At 65.1% G+C, this 20,832-nt stretch carries 20 protein-coding genes; 13 read left to right on the top strand and 7 right to left on the bottom strand.

Features of this window, described 5'->3' with window-relative positions:
- Positions 1–2 precede the first annotated feature (2 nt).
- Genes scpA through ACSHT2_RS31285 form a run of 3 tightly spaced genes read left to right on the top strand, consistent with a single transcriptional unit; the run spans position 3 to position 3,286 of the window.
- Complete coding sequence (gene scpA / locus ACSHT2_RS31295; protein WP_440638741.1) at positions 3–2,159, top strand: methylmalonyl-CoA mutase; 2,157 nt, start codon at positions 3–5, stop codon at positions 2,157–2,159.
- A gap of 34 nt (positions 2,160–2,193) precedes the next feature.
- The gene (locus ACSHT2_RS31290; RefSeq protein WP_440638740.1) at positions 2,194–2,484 is read left to right on the top strand and encodes a nucleotidyltransferase family protein; all 291 of its coding nucleotides are present in this window, start codon (positions 2,194–2,196) and stop codon (positions 2,482–2,484) included.
- Positions 2,485–2,506: 22 nt separating this feature from the next.
- Positions 2,507–3,286, top strand: coding sequence for an RsiV family protein (locus ACSHT2_RS31285; protein ID WP_440638738.1), 780 nt, complete (start codon positions 2,507–2,509; stop codon positions 3,284–3,286).
- Between the two features lie 7 nt (positions 3,287–3,293).
- Here ACSHT2_RS31285 and ACSHT2_RS31280 read toward each other — a convergent pair whose 3' ends face one another.
- Positions 3,294–3,773 (bottom strand): SRPBCC family protein, encoded by a 480-nt coding sequence (locus tag ACSHT2_RS31280; RefSeq protein ID WP_440638737.1) that lies wholly within the window; start codon positions 3,771–3,773, stop codon positions 3,294–3,296.
- A 217-nt stretch (positions 3,774–3,990) separates the two neighbouring features.
- Between ACSHT2_RS31280 and ACSHT2_RS31275 the strand changes: the two genes are divergently transcribed.
- The 6 genes from ACSHT2_RS31275 to ACSHT2_RS31250 all read left to right on the top strand — a co-directional run bounded on the left by ACSHT2_RS31275 (position 3,991) and on the right by ACSHT2_RS31250 (position 10,363).
- Positions 3,991–4,986 (top strand): tripartite tricarboxylate transporter substrate binding protein, encoded by a 996-nt coding sequence (locus tag ACSHT2_RS31275; RefSeq protein ID WP_440638736.1) that lies wholly within the window; start codon positions 3,991–3,993, stop codon positions 4,984–4,986.
- 84 nt (positions 4,987–5,070) lie between these two features.
- Positions 5,071–5,544, top strand: a complete 474-nt coding sequence (locus tag ACSHT2_RS31270; RefSeq protein WP_440638735.1) for a tripartite tricarboxylate transporter TctB family protein — start codon at positions 5,071–5,073, stop codon at positions 5,542–5,544.
- Between the two features lie 7 nt (positions 5,545–5,551).
- A complete protein-coding gene (locus ACSHT2_RS31265; RefSeq protein WP_440638734.1) occupies positions 5,552–7,060 on the top strand; it encodes a tripartite tricarboxylate transporter permease in 1,509 nt (502 codons plus the stop codon).
- A 62-nt stretch (positions 7,061–7,122) separates the two neighbouring features.
- Positions 7,123–8,109 (top strand): methylmalonyl Co-A mutase-associated GTPase MeaB, encoded by a 987-nt coding sequence (meaB, locus tag ACSHT2_RS31260; RefSeq protein WP_440638732.1) that lies wholly within the window; start codon positions 7,123–7,125, stop codon positions 8,107–8,109.
- Positions 8,106–8,762 (top strand): pyroglutamyl-peptidase I family protein, encoded by a 657-nt coding sequence (locus tag ACSHT2_RS31255; protein ID WP_440638730.1) that lies wholly within the window; start codon positions 8,106–8,108, stop codon positions 8,760–8,762. Before meaB ends, ACSHT2_RS31255 begins: the two co-directional genes overlap by 4 nt.
- Positions 8,763–8,992: 230 nt before the next feature.
- Complete coding sequence (locus ACSHT2_RS31250; RefSeq protein ID WP_440638729.1) at positions 8,993–10,363, top strand: TIGR03808 family TAT-translocated repetitive protein; 1,371 nt, start codon at positions 8,993–8,995, stop codon at positions 10,361–10,363.
- Here ACSHT2_RS31250 and ACSHT2_RS31245 read toward each other — a convergent pair.
- The 4 genes from ACSHT2_RS31245 to ACSHT2_RS31230 form a co-directional block, all read right to left on the bottom strand.
- The gene (locus tag ACSHT2_RS31245) at positions 10,360–11,058 is read right to left on the bottom strand and encodes a TIGR03809 family protein (RefSeq protein WP_440638728.1); all 699 of its coding nucleotides are present in this window, start codon (positions 11,056–11,058) and stop codon (positions 10,360–10,362) included. The two genes, ACSHT2_RS31250 and ACSHT2_RS31245, sit on opposite strands and share 4 nt — an antisense overlap.
- A gap of 686 nt (positions 11,059–11,744) precedes the next feature.
- On the bottom strand, positions 11,745–13,454 hold the full coding sequence (locus ACSHT2_RS31240) for a S8 family serine peptidase (protein WP_440638726.1): 1,710 nt from the start codon (positions 13,452–13,454) through the stop codon (positions 11,745–11,747).
- Between the two features lie 16 nt (positions 13,455–13,470).
- Positions 13,471–14,166, bottom strand: coding sequence for a hypothetical protein (locus ACSHT2_RS31235; protein WP_440638724.1), 696 nt, complete (start codon positions 14,164–14,166; stop codon positions 13,471–13,473).
- Positions 14,163–14,732, bottom strand: a complete 570-nt coding sequence (locus ACSHT2_RS31230) for a sigma-70 family RNA polymerase sigma factor (protein WP_319325639.1) — start codon at positions 14,730–14,732, stop codon at positions 14,163–14,165. The genes ACSHT2_RS31235 and ACSHT2_RS31230 overlap by 4 nt, the downstream gene beginning before the upstream one ends.
- 425 nt (positions 14,733–15,157) lie before the next feature.
- Here ACSHT2_RS31230 and ACSHT2_RS31225 point away from each other — a divergent pair, with 425 nt between their 5' ends.
- On the top strand, positions 15,158–16,315 hold the full coding sequence (locus ACSHT2_RS31225; protein WP_440638722.1) for a GGDEF domain-containing protein: 1,158 nt from the start codon (positions 15,158–15,160) through the stop codon (positions 16,313–16,315).
- Positions 16,316–16,378: 63 nt separating this feature from the next.
- A complete protein-coding gene (locus ACSHT2_RS31220) occupies positions 16,379–17,482 on the top strand; it encodes a DUF2336 domain-containing protein (RefSeq protein ID WP_440638720.1) in 1,104 nt (367 codons plus the stop codon).
- 109 nt (positions 17,483–17,591) lie between these two features.
- Here the strand turns inward: ACSHT2_RS31220 and ACSHT2_RS31215 are convergent, their stop codons facing one another.
- Both ACSHT2_RS31215 and ACSHT2_RS31210 read right to left on the bottom strand, forming a co-directional pair.
- Entirely contained in the window at positions 17,592–18,230 is a 639-nt protein-coding gene (locus tag ACSHT2_RS31215) for an NrsF family protein (RefSeq protein ID WP_440638718.1), read from the bottom strand.
- A 2-nt stretch (positions 18,231–18,232) separates the two neighbouring features.
- Entirely contained in the window at positions 18,233–18,778 is a 546-nt protein-coding gene (locus ACSHT2_RS31210; protein ID WP_440638717.1) for a sigma-70 family RNA polymerase sigma factor, read from the bottom strand.
- A gap of 290 nt (positions 18,779–19,068) precedes the next feature.
- Between ACSHT2_RS31210 and ACSHT2_RS31205 the strand changes: the two genes are divergently transcribed.
- Together ACSHT2_RS31205 and ACSHT2_RS31200 are read left to right on the top strand one after the other, a co-directional pair.
- The gene (locus ACSHT2_RS31205; RefSeq protein ID WP_440638716.1) at positions 19,069–19,743 is read left to right on the top strand and encodes a hypothetical protein; all 675 of its coding nucleotides are present in this window, start codon (positions 19,069–19,071) and stop codon (positions 19,741–19,743) included.
- 145 nt (positions 19,744–19,888) lie between these two features.
- Positions 19,889–20,668, top strand: a complete 780-nt coding sequence (locus ACSHT2_RS31200) for an enoyl-CoA hydratase (protein ID WP_440638715.1) — start codon at positions 19,889–19,891, stop codon at positions 20,666–20,668.
- The last annotated feature ends 164 nt before the right edge of the window (positions 20,669–20,832 follow it).

The raw sequence follows: 20,832 nt of genomic DNA, 5'->3' as shown, positions 1-20,832 counted from the left end.
CCATGAGCCGCATTCCCAATTTTGCCGATGTCGCTTTCCAGCGGGCCGCCATTGCCGCGCCGTCAGGCAGCGCCGAACCGTGGCTGACACCCGAGGGCATTCTGGTGAAGCCCGCCTATGGCGAGACTGATCTGGCCGGGCTCGATTTCCTCGAGACCTATCCGGGCATCGCGCCGTTCCTGCGCGGCCCCTACCCGACCATGTATGTCAACCAGCCCTGGACGGTCCGGCAATATGCCGGCTTCTCCACGGCGGAGGATTCCAACGCGTTCTACCGCCGCAACCTGGCGGCCGGGCAGAAGGGCCTCTCGGTCGCCTTCGACCTCGCCACCCATCGCGGCTACGACTCCGATCACCCGCGCGTCGGCGGCGACGTCGGCATGGCCGGTGTGGCCATCGATTCCATCTACGACATGCGCACGCTGTTCGCGGGCATTCCGCTCGACCAGATGAGCGTGTCCATGACCATGAACGGCGCGGTGCTGCCGATCCTCGCGCTCTACGTCGCCGCCGCCGAGGAACAGGGCGTTCCTCCGGAAAAGCTCTCGGGCACCATTCAGAATGACATTCTGAAAGAGTTCATGGTGCGCAACACCTACATCTATCCGCCGGCGCCCTCGATGCGGATCATCTCGGACATCTTCGCCTACACCTCCACGAGGATGCCGAAGTACAATTCGATCTCGATCTCCGGCTATCACATGCAGGAGGCCGGTGCGACGCAGGACCTCGAGCTCGCCTACACGCTCGCCGACGGCGTCGAATATCTGCGCGCCGGCCTTGCCGCAGGGCTCGACGTCGATCGTTTCGCTCCCCGCCTGTCGTTCTTCTGGGCGATCGGCATGAACTTCTTCATGGAAGTCGCCAAGATGCGCGCCGCCCGCCTGCTCTGGGCGAAGCTGCTGAAACCGTTCAACCCGAAGGACCCGCGCTCGCTCTCGCTGCGCACGCACAGCCAGACCTCGGGCTGGTCGCTGACCGCGCAGGACGTGTTCAACAACGTGATGCGCACCACGGTCGAGGCAATGGCCGCGACGCAGGGCCACACCCAGTCGCTGCACACCAACGCGCTCGACGAGGCGCTCGCCTTGCCGACGGATTTTTCGGCGCGGATCGCCCGCAACACCCAGCTCTTCCTGCAGCAGGAGAGCGGCACCACCCGCATCATCGATCCCTGGGGCGGCTCGTATTACGTCGAGCGGCTCACGCGCGACCTCGCGGCGAAGGCGTGGAGCCACATTCAGGAGGTCGAGGAACTCGGCGGCATGGCGAAAGCGATCGAGGCCGGCTTGCCGAAGCTGCGCATCGAGGAAGCTTCGGCCAAGACCCAGGCGCGGATCGATGCCGGCAAGCAGGCGGTGATCGGCGTCAACAAGTACAAGCCGACCGACGAGGACAGAATCGAGATCCTGAAGGTCGACAACACCAATGTCCGCCGGCTTCAGATCGACAAGCTCAAGCGGCTGAAAGCCGAGCGCAACCAGAAGGACGTCGATGCCGCGCTTGCCGCGCTGACGCGCTCGGCTGGCGAAGGCAACGGCAATCTGCTCGCGCTCGCCATCGACGCGGCACGGGCGAAGGCGACCGTCGGCGAGATTTCGGACGCGATGGAGAAGGTGTTCGGCCGGCACCGCGCCGAGATCAAGTCCATTACCGGCGTCTACAAGCGGGAGGCGTCCAGCATGGGTAACCAGGTCGAGAAGGTTCAGGCGCTGATCGACGCGTTCGAGGAGGCGGAAGGCCGTCGCCCGCGCATCCTGGTCGCCAAGATCGGCCAGGACGGCCACGATCGCGGCCAGAAGGTGATTGCGTCTGCCTTTGCCGATATCGGCTTCGACGTCGACATTGGGCCGCTGTTTGCCACCGCCGACGAAGCCGCGCGGCAGGCGGTCGAGAACGACGTCCACATTCTCGGCGTCTCCTCGCTCGCCGCCGCCCACCTCACCGCCGTGCCCGAATTGAAGGCCGCGCTGAAGAAGCAGGGCCGCGACGACATCATGATCATCGTCGGCGGCGTGGTGCCGCCGCAGGACTACGACGCGCTCTACGCCGCCGGCGCGGAAGCGATCTTCCCGCCGGGCACCGTGATTGCGGAAGCGGCCGAGGAGCTGATCCGCAAGCTGAATGCCCGGCTCGGCCATAGCGAGGCGGCCGAGTAGATGATAGACTGGCCGCAACCGGCCAGGTGTGTCCATGACACGTGACGAGATCATCGCTGCGATACGCGAGAATGCGGACGCCATCAAAGGCAAGGGCGTCTCGAAGCTTGCCATTGTTGGCTCGCGGGCCGGCGAAGATTACGACAGCGACATCGACATTCTGCTCGAGATCGAACCGGATACTTCTTTTTCACTGCTCAAGCTGATCGATATCGAAAATATCATCGAAGATGCGACCGGCTTGCAAACGCAGGCAACCGTTCGCCGCTCGACGTCTCCCCGCTTTGCGCCGCACAGCACAGACGACATTGTCGAAATATTCTGACGCTCACGCAGGAGCACTATCCTTGAAGTTCATCGCTGGTTTGAGCGTCGCCCTGGCGCTGAGCGCAACGTGCGCGTTTTCCGCCCTCGCCGCCGACCCCAAACCCGACGCCGTCGTCAAGACCAAGAGCATCGAGGCGCGCGTTTTCCTCGACGACAGGATCAAGGCGGATGCGGCGCTGGCGGCGGATTGCCTGGCCGAAGGCAGGAAATGGCTCGATAAGAATGCGGCCGAGGCCGCGGCCTCACGCAAGCAGGATCCGCAGTTCTTCAAGGACGGTGGCTGGGACTTCGAACGCAAATATGAAATCCGCTCCGTCGTTGCCGACCGCTACATCAGCATCCTCCGCAACGACTACATGAACACCCGCGGCGCGCATCCCAATTCGGACGTGAACACGATCCTGTGGGACAAGGCCGACAACAAGCGCATCTCGATCCGCCCGTTCTTCACCGAGACCGCCGACAACGGGGCGACCATGAAGGCGATGGTGAAGGCCGTGATCGCCTCACTCAAGGCCGAGAAGACAAAGCGCGGCACCAGCGAGACCGCGACTGACGAGTGGTTCAAGGAACTCGCGCCGAGCCTGCTCCGGATCGGCGCGGTGACGCTCGCGCCCTCGACCGAGGCGGGCAAGAGTTCCGGCCTCACCTTCCACTATCCGCCCTACGCCGTCGGTCCCTACGCCGAGGGCGAGTATGTCGCCTTCGTGCCGTGGGAGACGCTGAAACCCTACCTGACCGCGGAAGGCACCCGCATCTTCGGCGGTGCGCGGCCGAAGGGCGACGCGGACAGGCCGTGAGTGGTCGCTAACTCGATCGCGGACGGGCCCGAGCCAATGCCCGCGCCAGTGAATCCGTCCAATCAGGAATCCAGGAGGCAAACAGGGCCTGCCAGCGATCGGCATCCGCAGGCTCCGTCTCGAGGGTGACCGACCATTCGATGAGGGTGCGATCGCCCGCGATGATCGGACGCAGATGCATGGTGCCTTCGTAGCGCGCCGGCGCCGGGCTCCGGCCGCCGTCATCTTGCGGATATGGCAGCGCTTCGAGGCCGGCATAAGTTAGGGTGTGCTGCCGGTCCGAGTGATCGACCAGGCGCTGACGGATCCAGTTTCCGAGGTAGCAGAAGCGCCTGACGGCGCCAACTTCATCGCCGCGCTTGTCGTCTTCGATCACGCTCTCGCTCACCCCGTCGATATAGGCGGGATAGTTGTTGAAGTCGCGGATTAGCGACCAGACTTCGTCCAGCGGGTGATCCAGCACGGCGCTGTAATAGGCTCGGGTCATCGGTGGCTTGCCTTGGCTTTCGCTACGCGCTGAGGTTGGCCGTTCGCGCGGGCGAAACCCACCCGATTTCCGACTGCCCATCCGCTGGCCGTCCAACTTTCACGCACAATGCGGCGATCTCGTTGGTAGCGCTATCTTGCGGCGGCTCTGCAAAGCCGACTAGAATGTCGCCATTGACAAGAGCGCCCGGCGTCACGGGCGCCGCTGGGAGGCATTCATGTCCAAGATTTCGCGCCGCACCTTTGCGGCTTCGTCTGCCGCCGTCGCGGCATCCGCCGCTTTCGGCTTCAAGCCTGCGCTCGCCGATGACGCCTATCCCACCCGGCCAATCCAGCTGATCTGCCCTTGGGGTGCCGGCGGGGGAACCGATGCCACCGCGCGCATCGTCGGCGTGCTCCTCGAAAAGGAATTTGGCCAGCCGGTGAACGTCGTCAACCGCACGGGCGGCTCCGGCGTGGTGGGCCATTCCGCGATCTCGACCGCCGCACCGGACGGCTACACGCTCGGCATCATCACCGTGGAAATCGCGATGATGCACTGGGCCGGCCTGACCCAGCTCACGCCTAAAGATTTCACACCGTTGGCTCTGATGAACGAGGATCCTCCGGGGATCCAGGTCAAGGCGGATTCAGCGTACAAGACCGTGAAGGACCTTGCGGACGCGATCAAGGCCTCCGCGCCCGGCAAGTTCAAGGCCTCCGGCACCGGCCAGGGCGGCATTTGGCATCTTGCTCTGGTGGGCTGGCTGAAGGCCATGGGCCTGCCGCCGAACCAGGTGGCATGGGTGCCCTCCAATGGCGCTGCTCCGGCGATGCAAGATCTTGCCGCGGGCGGCATTGATTTCACCACCTGCTCCATCCCGGAGGCCCGCGCGATGATCGACGCTGGCAAGGCACGCAGCCTCGCCATCATGGCCCCGAAGCGCGCAGCGACGTTCCCTGATGTGCCGACCCTCAAGGAGGCGATGGCCGTCGACTATACGACCGGGGCCTGGCGTGGCTTCGCCGGGCCGAAGGGACTTCCGCAGCCGATCGCAACCAAACTGACGGCTTCGCTGAAGAAGATCTTCGAGTCCAAGGAATACAACGAGTTCATGTCGTCGCGCGGCTTCGGCGTCGTATGGAACGACGCCTCCGGCTACGCCGCTTTCATGGACAAGTCGGACGCGCAGATGGGCGAAGCCATGAAGGCCGCCGGTATCGCAAAGACCTGAAGCCCGGCTGAAAGACCCTAACCGCCCAGACTTCGAGACCGCGCCGTCCGCGGCGCGTCTCGCTTCGATCCCAGGGAGCCGCCATTGCGCGCCAACGATGCTATCGCCGGCGTGGTGCTCATCATTCTCTCCATCGTGATGATCGCCCTGACCGCCAGCTTCCCCGACTTTCCCGGACAAAAGTACGGCCCATCGCTGTTTCCGCGCATCCTGAGTGCCGGATTGATCGTCTGCGGCGGGATCTTGATATGGAATGGATTGACCGCGCGGCGCATGGGCGCACCGTGGGTCGAGCTCGCGCCATGGGTCAAGGAACCACGCCGCCTTGCCACGTTTTTTCTCGTGCTTGTTCTGTTGCTGCTCTACATCTTCGCGGCCGAAACGGTCGGCTTCATTCCGCTCGCCCTGCTGTTTCTCGTGACACTGTTCCTCTGGCTCGGCGTGCGGCCGTGGATCGCCGCGGTCACTGCGCTGGTCGGCACCTTCGCGATCTATTGGTTCTTCGCCACGCTGCTTCGCGTGCCGCTGCCGCGTGGCTGGCTGAATTTGATTCTCTGAGGTCGCCATGAACGCCCTGCTCGAAGCGAGCCGCCTGATCTTCGACCCCTATGTTCTCTGGGTGATCGCCGCATCGGCGGGGTTTGGCATGTTCGTCGGCGCAATGCCGGGTCTCACCGCCACGATGGCGACGGCGCTGCTCGTACCGGTGACGTTCTTCATGGACCCAGTGCCGGCGCTCGGGGCGATCGTCACCGCAACCGCCATGGCCATCTTCGCCGGCGACATTCCGGCGGCGCTGCTCCGCATTCCAGGTACGCCGGCGTCGGCCGCCTACACGGACGAGAGCTACGCGATGTCCAGGAACGGACAGCTCGACCTCAATCTCGGCGTCAATCTGGTGTTCTCGGTTCTGGGCGGCTTCGTCGGCGTCGCCATCCTGATCGTGTGCGCGCCGGCGCTGGCCGAGGTCGCGATCAATTTCTCCTCGTTCGAATATTTCTGGCTGGCCCTGCTCGGCCTGACCTGTGCCGTCTTCATGACCAGTGACGTGCCACTGAAGGGAATTACCTCCCTGCTGTTCGGACTCGCCGTCAATTGCATCGGCATCGATCCCGCAGCAGGCTATCCGCGCTTCACCTTCGGCAGCGTCGAACTTCTGCAAGGCATCAGCTTCATTCCCGCGATGATCGGCATGTTCGCGCTGTCCGAACTGCTCCGCGGCATGGTCCACTCCGATGCGACGGGAGCCGTCATCGCGCAAAAGATCGGCAATATATTCAGCGGCGTCTTCGGCGTCTTCAAGCGCTACTGGTTCAACTTCCTGCGCGGGTCGGCCATCGGCGTCCTGATCGGTGCACTCCCCGGAGCCGGCGCCGACATCGCGGCCTGGATCTCGTTCGCGATCTCGAAGCGCTTTTCGAAAGAGCCGGAAAAGTTCGGTACCGGCCATATCGAAGGTATCGTCGATGCGACCTCGGCCAACAATTCCGCACTCGGGGGCGCCTGGATCCCGGCGCTGGTTTTCGGCATTCCCGGCGATTCCATCACGGCGATCGTGATCGGCGTTCTCTACATGAAAGGGATGAATCCGGGGCCGACCGTGTTCCTGCAAAACCCGCAGTTCATCTACGCCGTGTTCATCATATTCATTCTCGCCAACATTCTGATGCTGCCGCTGGGGTGGATTGCGATCAAGGGCGGCAAACAGCTGTTGCGGGTGCCGCGGAACGTGCTCCTGCCGGTGATCCTGATGTTCTGCCTGGTCGGATCCTACGCCATGACCAACTCGGTCTATGGCGTTATCATGATGCTGGTCATGGGCCTGATCGGCTGGCTGATGGAAGAGCACGGCTTCCCGATCGCGCCCGCCATCCTGGGTCTCGTCCTGGGCGAGATGCTGGAACAAAACTTCATGACGTCGATGATCAAGGCAGACGGGGCGTTCATCATGTTCTTCGAGCGGCCGATCGCCGCCACCCTGGGAGTCGTGACACTGCTGATCTGGGGCACCATGCTGTGGCGCGGGATCAAGGGAAGACCTGCAACTGTGAGCCAAGTAGCCCCGGCACCCTGATGGGGCAATCGGAGCGCGCGCGAACCTCTCGCCTGCGTCGGCCGACCGTTGTACATCAGGGCATGATTCAGAAGGCCAATCTCGACATCAAGACCCTCGCCGAGGAGCTCCGCGCGGGCAGCCGCGCGGCGCTCGCCCGCGCCATTACGCTGGTCGAGAGCCGGCGCGGCGACCATCAGGCGCTGGCGCGCGAGCTGGTGCAGATGCTCCTGCCCGACACCGGCAAGGCGTTTCGCGTCGGCATCACCGGCTCGCCCGGCGTCGGCAAATCCACTACCATCGACGCGCTCGGGATATATCTGATCGAGCAGGGCCACAAGGTCGCGGTGCTCGCGGTCGATCCGTCCTCGGCACGCAGCGGCGGCTCGATCCTCGGCGACAAGACGCGGATGGCGCGGCTGTCGGCCTCGAGCGATGCCTTCATCCGCCCCTCGCCATCCTCCGGCACGCTCGGCGGCGTCGCGGCGAAGACGCGCGAGGCGATGCTGCTGTGCGAGGCGGCCGGCTTCGACGTCGTGCTGGTCGAGACCGTCGGCATCGGCCAGTCCGAGACCGCGGTGTGCGACATGACGGATTTCTTCCTGGCCCTGATGCTGCCGGGCGGCGGCGACGAGCTGCAAGGCATCAAGAAGGGCCTGGTCGAGCTCGCCGACATGATCGCCATCAACAAGGCCGATGGCGACAATCTCAAGCGCGCCAACATCACCGCCGCCGACTATCGCGGCGCGCTGCATATTCTCAGCCCCCGGTCCGAGCATTGGCATCCGCCCGTTATCACCTATTCGGCGCTGGCCGGCACCGGCATCGCCGAGCTTTGGCAGAAGGTTTTGGACCACCGCAAGGCGATGAATGCGTCCGGTGACTTCGCCGCACGGCGGCGCGAGCAGCAGGTGAAATGGATGTGGTCGATGCTGGAGCAGCGCATGCTGGCAAGATTGCGCAGCGAGGCTTCGGTGCGGACCAAGGTCCGGAAGATCGAGGCCGAAGTCGCCGAGGGCCATCTCACGCCGGCGCTCGCCGCCGAGCGCATTCTGGAGTTGCTGCAATGAGCGACAAGCTCCGCATCCTCCTCACCGGCTTCGGGCCATTTCCCGGCGCGCCCTACAATCCGACTCAGCCGCTGGTCGCGCGGCTGACGCAGCTGCGCCGGCCGGCGCTCGACGATGTCGAGCTGTCGAGCCACATCTTCCCGGTCACCTATGCTGCCGTCGACCGGCAATTGCCTGAAGTGCTCGCGACGGCGAAGCCGGATGCGCTCTTGATGTTCGGCCTCGCGGCGCGCACGCCCTATTTGCGTATCGAGACCCGCGCGCGCAACGCCGTCACCATGCTGTGGCCGGATGCCGCCAACACCCGGTCGAGCAAGCGCGGCATTGCCGGCCATGCCGATGCGATGACGTTCGGCCCGCACACCGCAAGGCTGCTGCGCGCCGCGCGCCTCACCGGCATCGACGCGCGTCCCTCGCGCGATGCCGGCGCTTATCTCTGCAATTACCTGAGCTGGCGCGCGATCGAGAACGTGAAGGCCGGCGGTCCGCGGCTTGCGGCGTTCATCCACATCCCCCTGCTGGCACGCAACGGCGCGGCGCGGCGCAAGGGCGCAGCCCGGATCACGCTGGAGGAGCTGGTGGATGCGGGGGAAGCGATGCTGATGGAGATGGTGCAATTGGCGCGGAAGCGGCGGAACACGCCGGCTTCGTAGGCTTGGCAAAGGCCCCTGGGCCGTGCCCACCATGCATCCGCAGTCGTAGCAATGATGGTGGGCACGCTTCCTGCCTTCGCTCGCCGAGCTACGGCGGACAGCTCGCTTTGCCCGCCCCAGGGCACCGTCTTTGGGTAAACATTTAACCCTACCACGAACAATCCCCGCGACCTCCGCTGCCCTGCGCTACCTAACCATGGCGGACCCCGCGTCCGCCGGAGGACGCCCTCATGGACCTCAATCGCCGCTATCTGATCGGAGCCTCGACCGCGGGCATCGCCGGCGCGCTCGCCATGCCGGCCGACGCTGCGCGCGCGGCGCCGCTGACGTCCCTGCTCGGCCGCGACGCCACGCAATATGGCGTGCGCCCCGGCAGCAGCGAGGATCAGACGCGTGCGCTCCAGCGCGCGATCGACGAGGCCGCACGGGCACAAATGCCGCTGGCGCTGCCGCCGGGCGTCTATCGGACCGGGCTGTTGCGGCTTCCGAATGGCGCGCAACTGATCGGCGTGCGCGGTGCGACCAAGCTGGTCTTCACGGGCGGAACCTCGATGATCCAGAGCGACGGCTCCGATGCGATCGGCCTCACCGGCATCACCTTCGACGGCGGCAACATTCCCCTGCCGCCCCGGCGGGGGCTGATCCATGTTCTCGGCGGTCGGGACATTCGCGTCGCCGATTGTGCGGTTACCGGATCCGGCGGCAGCGGCATCTGGCTCGAGCAGGTCGCGGGCGACGTCTCCGGCAACATCTTCACCAACATCGCGGTGACCGCGGTGGTCTCGTTCGACGCCAGGGGCCTCAGCGTTTCCCGCAACACCATCATCGGCACCAACGACAATGGCATCGAGATCCTGCGCACCGCGATCGGCGATGACGGCACGCTGGTCGCCGACAACCGCATCGAGGACATCAAGGCCGGACCCGGCGGCTCGGGCCAGTACGGCAATGCCATCAACGCGTTTCGCGCCGGCAACGTGATCGTGCGCGGCAACCGCATCAGGAATTGCGACTATTCGGCGGTGCGCGGCAACTCGGCCTCGAACATCCACATCACCGGCAACAGCGTCAGTGACGTGCGCGAGGTCGCGCTCTATTCGGAGTTTGCGTTCGAAGCCGCGGTGATCGCCAACAACACGGTGGATGGCGCAGCCGTCGGCGTCTCCGTCTGCAATTTCAACGAGGGCGGCCGCATCGCGGTGGTCCAGGGCAACATCATCCGCAATCTGATCCCGAAGCGGCCAATCGGCACCGCACCGGACGACGATGCCGGCGTCGGCATCTACATCGAGGCTGACACATCGGTCACCGGCAACGTGATCGAGAACGCGCCGTCCTACGGCATCGTCGCCGGCTGGGGCAAATATCTGCGCGACGTCGCGATCACGGGCAACGTGATCCGCAAGGCGCTGGCCGGCGTCGGGGTGTCGGTGATGCCGGGGGCCGGCACCGCGCTCGTCAACAACAACATGATCTCGGAAACGCCACGAGGCGCCGTGGTCGGGCTCGACCACGCGCGGGCGGTGACGTCGGATCTGTCGGCCGACGGCGCGCAACGCTTTGCGCAGGTAATGGTCGGCGGCAATGCGGTGCGACGTTAGAACGCGTTCCGCAGCAGCGGGTACTTCGCTTCCAGCCCGTCGAGGCTGAAGGTGAATTCGACGACGCGCTCGGGGGCTGCGACGATTTCGGTGGCGGGCGGAGCGAACTGCGGCAGAAGCGTTGCCATGGCGGCCGGCGTGGGGACCTGCCGTCTCACGGCAGGTCCGCTTATCGGCACCCTCGCAACGGGAGCATTGAGGGGCGGCATCTCGGCGGGGGCGGTAAACGAAGCCACCGCGGCAGGTGCAGCGGGCGGCGGCATCGCGACGGGTGGCAACACCGGCGCGATCGGCGCCTCGGTGATCTCCGCGAGCACGTCCGGTTTCTGATCGAGCCTGAGCGGCATTGCGGTCGCGTGAGCGATATGAACGGCCTTGGGCTGGACGGTCTGCGCCTGCTGCTCGCGCGGTGCCATGCGGGGCATCGTCGCCGGCGACCAACCGAATGCAGGGGTCACGCTTGCAGCCGCCTCGGCGACGTCCCCGCCGGTTGCGAGCGCGCGCCAGGTCTGGACGGCGCGCTTGGCTTCCTGGATGTTTTCAAGGAACGCGATCTCTGAATGATACCGGCGCCAGCGGCCGGTCTCGAACATCTCGGAGAGATGTTGCAGGCGCTGTTCGGCGAGAGCGCACCAGCGCGCCGCGATGGCGCGGCCCGCGGCCGCGTCGCGAACGAACTCTTGGCGATGTGTCATGAACCAGCCCGTCAGGATAAAATACGGACGCGGGGACGCAACGCACACGAATCAATTTGGACGCGACATGAATATTTTGTGGAAAAGATTTGACTTGTCCAGCAGCGACACGGCTTTCGTCATCAAATACCGTACTCATCCGGGAATTTTCTGCATTTTCGAGTCAAGCTTCGCACAAGCATAACCGAGTTGCGGCGCGTTGCACGTGCGACGGCCCGCGGACGCCCGGGCGATCCTCAACCGCAAGCTGAACGAATGCGGAGCGTCAGAAGACCGGATGCCTAAAGCGCGATGCGATGAGGATGAATCGTCATCGCGCTTTAGGTCGTTGTTTAAGCGTGATCTTTTCGGAAAACCGCTGCGCACTTTTCCGGATCATGCTTTAGAGCGTCGGTTCCGATTTGAATCTGAACCGACGCTCCAGATTCTTGTTTTGACGCGTTTTCGTCACGCGAACCGGCGTCCACTTCGCTCAAAAGCGCTCTGAAAAGAAAAGACCCGTCCGGGGGGACAACCGGACGGGTCGAGCCATATGGGCGCTTGGGGTGGATGGGCGCTCGCGCCTGATATGACTGATGGGGAGGGATGACCGCTCCCACATCAGTTGGTCGTGGCAGCTGGCTGAACGTTCAATGCGAGGGTGCGCTTTTTTGGCCGTCGGCCTGCGCGCATCCTCGTCGCAGCCGCTATCGCGCCGCCGGTCTATCTGCCTGAGAAACCGCGGATTTATTGTCCCCGCCGGACAGCGATGGTTGCTCGATCGCACGGCTGCCGGGCTCGTCGCGACGCTTCTCCGCATCTTCACGTTTTGTTGTACCGGACGCAGCCGCAACCGGCGTCGCGCTGTCGGCGGGAACGGCCATGACCGCGGCAAAGGCGTCAGTCTGCCCGTCTCCGAAAAGGTCGTCACGTCCGGGTGAGCCGAGGTCGCGCGCGGTCTTTGCCAGCGTCATGCGCAGAGCCTCCGGCTTCAAGGCGTGGTTGCGCTCGAGGAGCAGCGCCGCCACGCCGGAGACATAGGCGGCCGAGAACGAGGTTCCCGAGGTCATCTGGTATTTACCGGCGGGTGCCGGCAGGAAGATGTCGACGCCGGGGGCTGCGACCGCGATGTAGTTGCCGCGGTTGGAGGCGGAGAACAGCCTGTCCTGCTGATCCGTCGCGCTGACCGCGATCACGTTGGGATTGGCAGCCGGATAGAGCGGCGGCGATTTCGCGCCGGCATTGCCGGCTGCCGCGATCAGCACGAGGCCGCGCGCGGCCGTCGCCGCGATCGCGCGCTCGATGACCGCGTCCTTCGGGCCGGCAAAGCTCATGTTGACGATCTGCGCGCCGTGCTCGGCGGCGTAGTTCAGCGAGCGCAGGATGATGTAGGACGAGCTCTCGGAGCCGCCATTGGCGCCGCCGAAAGCCCGGATGGCGATGATGCGCGCCTGGGGCGCGCTGCCCATCAGGCGGGCATGCGCCACGATGGCGCCGGCGATGCCGGTGCCATGGACGTGCGGCCCCTCGCTACTGCCGAGCGCGTCGAAATTGTCGGCGACAGAATTGGCGAGTTCGGGATGCTTGGCATCGATGCCGGAGTCGATCACGGCAACCGTAACGTTGGCTCCGTGCGCCAGCGTATGCGCCTGCGGCAGGCGGAGTTTCGCCAGCGCATATTGCGCGGGATCGCCCTCGACCGGCACGGACGATTTCTGGTCCTGGAGCACGTAGCGGAAGTTCGGTTGGACCGAGCGCACGCTGCCGTCGGCTGCGAACTCACGCCGCACCGTTTCGGCAGGCCGGCCGTCGGTGATGCGGAACAGACCGAACGTCGCCCCGATCAGCGGAAAGTTCTCGGATGCGACGCGCGCAAGGCCGTGGCGACGCGCAAGCTCGTCGGCCTCCGTCACCGACAGAGTGCCGTCGATCTCGGCGACGAATTCGTTGGCGAAGCTGCGCTGGTTCACCGCGACCGACGTGTTGTTGCCGCGCCCCTTGCGAGCGGTCTTCTTGCCCGATTTTCCACTGCCCTCGCCGCCCGCGTTCGGCTGTGCCAGGCATTCGCCGTCGGCAGCCCGATGGGGCGCCGAGCAGGCCGGGTAGAGGTTTGGGGAGTAGCGCGCATAAGGCAGCACCGGCGTCGGTCCGATCCGCGCCGAAGGAATCCGGGCGGTCGTGATCGGACGCGGGGCGCGATCGACCGACACCGCCCTGGCGGATAGGGTCGGGCTGACCCGCGGGGCGATGTTCGGGGAGATCGTCGGGGTGCGCGAGGGAACGCTGATCGTAGGCGTACGCATGATCGCCTGCGCCTGCGCAACCTCGACGCCGAAACAAGATGCGACCAGAAGGACGGCCCCGATGGATGAGGCGTAGGCCCCGGCACGCACCCTGCTCTCGGACTGGCCCGTCATCGGCTCGGCGGCGCGCCTAGGGCGCCGCGACGGCGAGGTTGACAAACTTCTCGCGCTGCATCCTGCCGAGCAGCGAGGCGAGCTCGTCCTGGCTCATCGCCTTGTCGAACTGGAGGCGGAACATGCCGCCCTTGGCGTCGCCGATGATCGAAGCCTGGTAGCTGTCGAGCAGCGCGGTGATGTCGGCGACGCGTGCCTCGGGCGTGAATCGCACCAGCGCGCGCGCCGGCGCGGCCGTGCTACCAAGTTCGCGCGTGATCGGCGCGCTGGTCGAGATCGAAGCCGTCTGGAAGGTCGCCGGCTGGTTCTTCATCAGCACGGCGCCGATGATTCCGGCTTGCAGCACGAGTGCGATGGCGCCGAGGCTCGCCGACCACGCCAGCGTGCGCGGCGACAGGCTCGCGAAGAACGTCGAGATGCGCGTCGACAGCGGCAGCGAGCCGCTCGCCCGCGCCGGCTCAGCGTCCATCGCGGCGAACAGCTTCTGCATCGCGCGCGCCGACGGAGCACCCAGGCTCTCGTTCAGATGGATGGTCTCTGCGTACTCGCCGCGGACCGCGGCATATTGCCTGGCAAGCTCGGGATCGCGCGCCAGCGCTTCCTCGACGCGGCGCGCATCGCGCGCGCTCAGCGTGCCGGCGGCGTGCCACGGCAGCAGCAGTTCAATTTCACTGGGCTCTTGCTCCAGCATCTTCTTGCTCAATGCCATCATGGCCAGCCTCGCTCAACGCCGGCTGCCTTCAGCAGTTCGGCCAGTTTCTTGCGCGCATAGAACAAGCGCGTCTTCACAGTGTTCTCCGGAATTCCGACGATTTCGGCCACCTCTTCCACGGACTTCTCGTGGTAGTAGACGAGATCGACGATTTCCCGGTGTTCCGGCGAGAGGCCCGTCAGACACTCCCGCAACGCCTCACTGGTATCCTTCTTCTGCACCACCGTTTCCGGATCGTCGGACGTATCCTCGATCGCGTTGGCGGCTTCTTCGTCCAACTCAAAATCCTTCCTGCGCCGGAGCGCAGACAGGGCCTTGAATCGGGTGATTGCCAGCAGCCAGGTGGAAACCGCTGATCGGCCTTCGAACTTGCCGGCTTGACGCCAGACGTCGAGAAACACCTCGCTGATGAGGTCTTCCGCCGCCTGCTCGTCCCGCACGAGCCGCAGTCCGAACCTGTAAACCCTTACATGGTGCCGCCCGTACAGCACTTGCATGGCGAGCCGGTCACCTTGAGCGATCCTGGCGATCAGGACCTCGTCGGAAGCCGCCTGTGTCGCGCTCAATGGCCGTCTCGCAAAGTTGGTCGGGTCGATGCGGCGGACGGTTCGACGGGGGGGGCAAAATTGTTCAAGTTACCGCAATCGTGCGGGAGCGAGTGTGAGCTACCCCACATAGGCGCATTTTTGCCGTCCCATCCGCGGCGATCAGCGGCGTCAATCCAGATCGGTAACATAATACTGAGATACTTTCCCTGCGGAAGGCACAGGCACCGGCCTAGTCCGGTTCCATAGCAGCCCTGCCCAGGTTTGTCGCACCAAGCCCTGCTTTGGCTCGATCGTATCGCACACGATGCATGATCGCCGGCAAGAATCGCACGAGGGCTGATCATCTTGTTCCGTGCTGCACGGTTCGGATTCGGTTCCAAAGGATACCAAACCTAAAGGCTTGCCACGTAGATTTTGCGCTGACATCCACCATTGGCGGGACCATGAGCACGGCCGCGACGTCCTTTCCCGAGAGGAATGCCGCAGAGGTCGCGGACCTCGTCCTCGCGCCCGAGACGGCCGCTCCCGAAGTCAGGGCGCGCCGAGCCCGGCAACGCCGCCAGATGTATGTCGGCCAGGTCGCGAGCTACTCGCTGGGAGCCTCGGTCCTGCTGCTCTACGCTTATGACGGCACGATCTCCATGGGAGTTCCGTCGCTGTTCTGGCTCGGCGGCGTCCTGATCATCGGTACGTTCACGGTGCTGTCAGAAGCCGGTTTCGGCGACCGGTTCGAGGATCATTACCTCACCGTCTATCAGATCTCGGCGCACATGGCGCTGCAGCTGGTGTTCCTGCTCGCGGTGCCGACGGTCGGGGTCGCGTTCCTCGCAGTGTTGTTCCTGATCTTCGCCTTCGGCACGCTGCGTATGACGTCGAGCCAGGCGATGCTCACCTGGGGCCTTGCCACCTGCGGGCTCGCCATGGTTTTCCTGGGCTCGGACCTGCCGATCGGGCTGCCGGTCACGACCCGGCTGCAGCGAGCCGCCTCGATGCTCTGCTTCGTGCTGGTGATCGGCCAGTGCGCCTTCCTCGGCCTGTTCGGCGCCACCCTGCGCAAGATCCTGTACCGGCGCAGCATCGAACTGAAGGCCGCCTATCAGCGTATCGAGGAGCTGGCCGAGCTCGACGAACTCACCGGCGCCTACAACCGCCGCTGCATCATGCGGCTTCTAGATGCCGAGATCGAAAAGTCGCGTCAGGCATCCACGCCTTGCGCGATCGCGCTGATCGATATCAACTGGTTCAAGCGCATCAACGACACCCACGGCCATCCCATCGGCGACGAGGTGCTGCGTACCTTCGCGATCACAATTTTCGCCAATCTCCGCCCGGCCGACAGTTTCGGCCGCTACGGCGGTGAGGAATTCCTGCTGCTGCTGCCGGACACGTCGGGCGACGTCGCACATCGGATGCTCGAGCGCTTGCGCGGCATCGTTGCCGATCTCGACTGGAACGCATTTTCTCCGGGTATGAGGGTGACCATTTCCGCGGGCGTCGCGACGCTGCGCGACATTGATACTGCCGACACTCTTCTCGCGCGCGCCGACCGCGCGCTCTATTCCGCCAAGGCGCAAGGGCGCAACTGCATTTTAACGAACTGACCAATCCATTTTTTCCCGGTGCGACAGAAGCCGCTGCCGGGTCGAACGCTCCAGGACAGGGCAATGAGATCCAGATCCGCAATACCATCCGAAAACCTGCTCGAGGAATTGCAGGCCGCCCTCTCGCACGGCACCGTTGCGCGCCGGGTCGAGACGCTGCGCCGTGTCACCGATCTCTTCGCGGGCAACGCAGTGGACTATTCCGACGACCACATCCGCGTGTTCGACGACGTGTTCCAGTGCCTGATAGGGCAGATCGAGACGTCGGCCAGGGCGCTGCTCGCCGAACGCCTCGCACCGATCGCGGCTGCGCCGCCGAAAACCATCCGCACGCTCGCACTCGACGAGGTCATCGAGGTCTCCGGCCCGGTGCTGTCAAGATCGGAACGGCTGGACGAGGCGACGCTGATCGAGATCGCGCGCACCAGGGGCCAGGCGCATCTCAAGGCGATCTCGCTGCGGCGGATGCTGTCGGAAGCGCTGACCGACGTGCTGGTGATGCGGGGCAATGAGGACGTGGTGCAGTCGACCGTCAGCAATCCGGGCGCGCGGCTTTCCGAGGGAGGTCTCACCGAGCTCGTCATCCGCGCCGAACGCGACGACGACCTCGCCAGCTGCATCGGCCTGCGGTCCGACCTGCCGCGCCATCACTATTTGAGGCTGGTCGCCAAGGCATCCTCGAGCGTGCGCAGGAAGCTTGCGGCCGCGCATCCCGAGCTTGCGGACGAAGTGTCGAGCGTAGTCCAGCAAGCGGCCCAGCGGGTTCGCGCCGCCGCCATGACGAAGCAGACCGAGATGGCCCGCGCGCTGGTGAAATCGCTGCACGACGACGGCCGCCTCAACGAGCTCCAGGTCACCGCCTTCGCCGAGCAGGGCAAGTTCGACGAGACCAATGCGGGGCTGGCTGCACTCGCGGGCGTCGCGGTCGAGACCGCCGAGACCATGATGATCGAGAGCCGCACCGAGGGCGTGATGATCCTCGCCAAGGTCGCTGGCATGCAATGGTCGAGCGTGCGTGCCATCATCGCCATGCGCGAGAAGCTATCCGGCGGGTCGCAGACCGACATTCTGACGCTACGCGACACCTATGAGGCGCTGCGCCCATCGACAGCGCAGCAGGTGCTGCGCTTCCACCGCATGCAGCTGGGCGCAACGCCGGCGGCGTGAAGCCGGCACGCTCAAGCGCGATGAGATCAGGATGAATCGTCATCGCTTCAGATTATTGTTTGGGCATGACCCTTTCGGAAAACCGCTGCACACTTTTCCCGATCATTCTCTAATAGCGCAGGACCTTCGATCCCACCAGCGCGCCGATCGCGGTCACCACCGCGGTCGCGAGCGTGTACCAGGTCGCGACGAACAGGGGCGAGTCGTCGGTGCAGTGCGAGGCATAGAGGGTCGCGGCGAGGCCGGCCGACACCAGCCCGGCGAGCGCTCCGGCGAGCGCGGGGCGTGACGGCGCGCCGTGGCGCAGGCCGAACAGCGCCCCCGCAAGCAGCGGCAGCGACATCGCAGGGATCGCGACCAGGCACATCCTGGAGTTCTTGCCCATCAAGCGCATCGTCATCGGCATGGCCGGGGCCATCATCGCCTCGCTGCCGATCGCAACCGCCAGCAGCCCGACCGGCAGCAGCAGCAGCCAGGCCCAGCCGCGCAACAGGGCTTCGGGACGCGACAAATGCAGGCTGATGATGATCGCGGGGATTGCGAGCGACAGCGTCACCGCGAACTTCATGTCGAAGAACGGGTTGTGCATGGCGCTCATCACGTCGGCGCGCACGCCGAGGAATGTCGCAAAAAACAGGATCGGAAAGGGCGCGGCCACCAGCAGCGCCATGGTCAGCACGGCGCCGACGCGTGGAGCGCGGTGCGCGTTGTCGGCTGCGAGCGAGCGAATGAGTTGATCGGTGTCCATGACTAATGGTCCCGCAGTTTGGCCGTCAGCGCGGCAAGTCCGCGATGCAGCGCGACCCGCACCGCACCCTCGCTCATCGATAACTTTGCCGCCGTATCCTTGATCGAGGCGGCCTCGACCGCGATCGATTGCAGCACGTCGCGCTGACGCTGCGGCAGCGTGCCCAGTTGAGCGGCGACCTCGCCGGCCGACGCGATCTCCTGCGGCACCTCGCCCGGCAGCGCCTCGGCAAAGTCGTCGATGTTGACGAACACGCGCTTGCCGCGCCGGCGGAGCGTGTCGATCAGCTTGTTGCGGCCGATCGCAAACAGCCAGGGCGCGAAGGGGGCTTCGCTGTCCCAGGTGTGCCGCTTCAGATGCACCGCCAACAGAATCTCCTGCACGATATCCTCGGCCTGGTCGGGAGGCTGACCTGCCCGCGCCAACCCGCGCCTCGCGGCAGCGCGCAGCACCGGCGTGATTGCCTTCAACAAGCGACGATACGCCGCGTCATCGCCAGCTATGGCCGACCGCATCAGGCCGGTCCATTCGTCCTCACGTCCGCGCACGCGCGCCCCTCATCATGCAATTCGGCCGCTCTTTCAATTTGTTACGCGGACATCCATCAGATCACGAATTCGTGATGACTGGCCAAGCCACGCGATCAATGCGGCCGCAGAGATCTCCGACGGCTCATAACACCGATCAGCCCGTACCGCATCCGGCGGCAACAATGCAAAGCAGTTTGCCCCGTTTTTGCCGGGTCTAACCCGAAGATTCCTATTTTTTGCCCCGCTGTCGTCACGCCCCAGGGTCTCTGTTCGTCGCCGGGACGGGCGGAATTGGGGAGATCGTCAAGATGATGAAAGCCAGCGCACGCGCGGCCCTGATTGTCTCGGCCGGGCTTTTCCTGCTGTTCGGCGGCATTGCACAGGCGGCGTCGAGTTCGGCCGCAGGCAATAAACCGGACAGCGCGGAGAAGCAGGCCGACACGGCCAAGCACCGGCGCCATGATTCGCGCCGCACCGGCAGCAGCAAGACGGCGCAGAAATCCGACGACAAGGCCGACAGGAAGGGCGCCGCGGCAAGGACGGACGAGGCCAGGAACGACAGCAAGAACGACAACAAAACCGGCAATGGGGTGCCGACGTCGAGCCAGATGCCGCCGGAGGTCGCCAATGCCAACGCGCAGCTCGCCACCGATACGCCGACTGCTGCGGCCGCCTCGGCGATGACGAACCGCGCCAACGACAATGTCCAGGCTGCAGCCGACAATACCAACGTCGCGCCCCCCGAAAGCCAAGTCGTCGCGCCCGATCAGCTCAACGACATCGATCGCGCCGTGCAACAGGAGAACCCGCCGGCGCAGAAGGCGGTGATTGCCGCAACCGAGGCGCAGCCGCGCCCCGCGCCGGTGATGGCAAGCAGCCAGCAGAGTTCGGCCTGGGACCAGAGCTCGCTGATCGGCAAGATCTTCATCGGCGTCGGCACGCTGCTGACGCTGGCGTCCGCCGCGCGGATGTTCATGGCGTGATTGCCGGCCGATTTCCGGCCCGAGTACCGGCCTGACGGACCTCGTCCGGAACGCGCCTTTCGTCGCGTTCCGGCGGCCTGTAGCCCCTTGAAGCCCACCGCGCCAGCGGGCACATTGCCTGCCCAATCAAAAGCGTGGGTGGAGCATGAGCACGTTCGAACACATCATCGTCGAAAGCAAAGGCGCGGTCGGCATCGTCAAGCTGAACCGGCCGAAGATGCTCAACGCGCTCTCTTTCGGCGTCTTCCGCGAGATTGCCGCGGCGGTCGACGATCTCGAGGCCGCTGACGCCATCGGCTGCATCGTCGTGACCGGCAACGAGAAGGCCTTTGCCGCCGGCGCCGACATCAAGGAGATGCAGCCCAAGGGCTTCATCGACATGTTCTCCGAGGATTTCGCCGCAATCGGCGGCGATCGCATCGCGCGTTGCCGCAAGCCCACGATCGCGGCGGTTGCCGGCTATGCGCTGGGCGGCGGCTGCGAGCTCGCCATGATGTGCGATTTCATCATCGCCGCCGACACCGCAAAGTTCGGCCAGCCCGAGATCACGCTGGGCACTATTCCCGGTATCGGCGGTACCCAGCGCCTGACGCGCGCGATCGGCAAGTCCAAGGCAATGGATCTCTGCCTCACCGGCCGGATGATGGATGCGGCGGAAGCCGAGCGCTCGGGCCTCGTCAGCCGCATCGTACCCGCTGACAAGCTGATGGACGAAGTGATGGCGGCAGCCGAGAAGATCGCCGCGATGTCGCGCCCTGCGGCCGCGATGGCCAAGGAAGCGGTAAACCGCGCCTTCGAGACCACGCTCGCCGAGGGCATGAGCGTCGAGCGCAACCTGTTCCACTCGACGTTTGCGCTCGAGGACCGCTCCGAGGGCATGGCTGCGTTCATCGAGAAGCGCAAGCCGGTGAACAAGAACCGGTAAGGCAAACCGGTAAGGCTGGTGTAAGGCCCTGCCGCGTTCCCGCGGGAACCCTGTGACGGAGCTGCAACAAGCACGGATTTCATGGGGGTTTTCCCCGCGGCAGTTTGCCTGCGGGACCTCGGCTGGTTTAACAGTTAAGAGGACCGCCGTCGGCGGGGGCGGAC

The sequence above is a fragment of the Bradyrhizobium sp. PUT101 genome (assembly GCF_052043945.1).
GTDB lineage: Bacteria > Pseudomonadota > Alphaproteobacteria > Rhizobiales > Xanthobacteraceae > Bradyrhizobium.
Note: the sequence above shows the minus strand (reverse complement) of the source record. Positions and strands in the feature narration are given on the sequence as shown.

Excerpts from the sequence above, each read along its gene's own strand:
- ACSHT2_RS31265 (WP_440638734.1), top strand. The coding sequence starts at position 5,552 with ATGAACGCCCTGCTCGAAGCGAGCCGCCTGATCTTCGACCCCTATGTT.
- ACSHT2_RS31235 (WP_440638724.1), bottom strand. The coding sequence starts at position 14,166 with ATGATGGCATTGAGCAAGAAGATGCTGGAGCAAGAGCCCAGTGAAATT.
- ACSHT2_RS31275 (WP_440638736.1), top strand. The coding sequence starts at position 3,991 with ATGTCCAAGATTTCGCGCCGCACCTTTGCGGCTTCGTCTGCCGCCGTC.
- meaB (WP_440638732.1), top strand. The coding sequence starts at position 7,123 with ATGATTCAGAAGGCCAATCTCGACATCAAGACCCTCGCCGAGGAGCTC.
- ACSHT2_RS31255 (WP_440638730.1), top strand. The coding sequence starts at position 8,106 with ATGAGCGACAAGCTCCGCATCCTCCTCACCGGCTTCGGGCCATTTCCC.
- scpA (WP_440638741.1), top strand. The coding sequence starts at position 3 with ATGAGCCGCATTCCCAATTTTGCCGATGTCGCTTTCCAGCGGGCCGCC.
- ACSHT2_RS31245 (WP_440638728.1), bottom strand. The coding sequence starts at position 11,058 with ATGACACATCGCCAAGAGTTCGTTCGCGACGCGGCCGCGGGCCGCGCC.
- ACSHT2_RS31250 (WP_440638729.1), top strand. The coding sequence starts at position 8,993 with ATGGACCTCAATCGCCGCTATCTGATCGGAGCCTCGACCGCGGGCATC.
- ACSHT2_RS31200 (WP_440638715.1), top strand. The coding sequence starts at position 19,889 with ATGAGCACGTTCGAACACATCATCGTCGAAAGCAAAGGCGCGGTCGGC.
- ACSHT2_RS31220 (WP_440638720.1), top strand. The coding sequence starts at position 16,379 with ATGAGATCCAGATCCGCAATACCATCCGAAAACCTGCTCGAGGAATTG.
- ACSHT2_RS31225 (WP_440638722.1), top strand. The coding sequence starts at position 15,158 with ATGAGCACGGCCGCGACGTCCTTTCCCGAGAGGAATGCCGCAGAGGTC.
- ACSHT2_RS31205 (WP_440638716.1), top strand. The coding sequence starts at position 19,069 with ATGATGAAAGCCAGCGCACGCGCGGCCCTGATTGTCTCGGCCGGGCTT.
- ACSHT2_RS31240 (WP_440638726.1), bottom strand. The coding sequence starts at position 13,454 with ATGACGGGCCAGTCCGAGAGCAGGGTGCGTGCCGGGGCCTACGCCTCA.
- ACSHT2_RS31290 (WP_440638740.1), top strand. The coding sequence starts at position 2,194 with ATGACACGTGACGAGATCATCGCTGCGATACGCGAGAATGCGGACGCC.
- ACSHT2_RS31215 (WP_440638718.1), bottom strand. The coding sequence starts at position 18,230 with ATGGACACCGATCAACTCATTCGCTCGCTCGCAGCCGACAACGCGCAC.
- ACSHT2_RS31280 (WP_440638737.1), bottom strand. The coding sequence starts at position 3,773 with ATGACCCGAGCCTATTACAGCGCCGTGCTGGATCACCCGCTGGACGAA.